Genomic DNA, 669 nt, shown 5'->3' with positions numbered 1-669 from the left:
GCACGAGCCTTCACCGCGGGATCAATCTTCTTCGGCATGATGCCAACCTTCCCACCCCAGAAAGGACCGGCACGAAACCTGGGGCGCTTCAGGGGCGTAACAGTGGGGAATCGTGTCGGTTCGCCGGAGCGACCACGACTCCCAACGGGATCCCAGAGCCGTCGGTGAGCAGGGAGCGTTTGGTGCCTTGTTTCCCTCGGTCCACCGGGGAACGTCCAGCAGCTTCACCTCCGCAGGGTGCCTTGACGATGCAGCCATCGATCAGGAGGTTTTCCAGGTCAAGGCCGACCATCGTGTCGTAGCCGTCACGGGCGATGGCCTCCAGGCGGGTGAAGATCCCCAGCCGGATCCATTCATCACGACGGCTGCGTAGGGTGGTGGCTGAACAGGAGGAGTCAGCGATCTTGTTGTAGCTGATGCCCAGCACCACGACCTGGATGAGTTTGTCGAAGATGACCCGGTCCGGGATCCGGGGCCGGTGGCACCGTAGGGGATGAGTCTCCACATGGTCTGGGATCAGTGCGGAGAACTGGTCCCACAACGGGTTGATGATGCATGATGGGACGGCAGGCACGAACACTCCTTGGGTAGTAGAGGATTGGCTAGAACCCTTCTACCAGTGTTCGTGCCTGCCCCACATCCCCAACACGCACCTATCCGCGCACCCTC

Annotated in this window: 1 pseudogene; it reads right to left on the bottom strand. The window is 61.4% G+C overall.

The features are described 5' to 3' along the window. Positions 1-91: 91 nt before the first annotated feature. Positions 92-574: pseudogene (locus tag EII35_RS15570) on the bottom strand (transposase family protein); the annotation flags it as partial. Between the last annotated feature and the right edge of the window lie 95 nt (positions 575-669).

Origin of the sequence: Arachnia propionica (genome assembly GCF_003932785.1) — a bacterium.
Classification (GTDB): domain Bacteria; phylum Actinomycetota; class Actinomycetes; order Propionibacteriales; family Propionibacteriaceae; genus Arachnia; species Arachnia propionica_B.
Note: the sequence above shows the minus strand (reverse complement) of the source record. Positions and strands in the feature narration are given on the sequence as shown.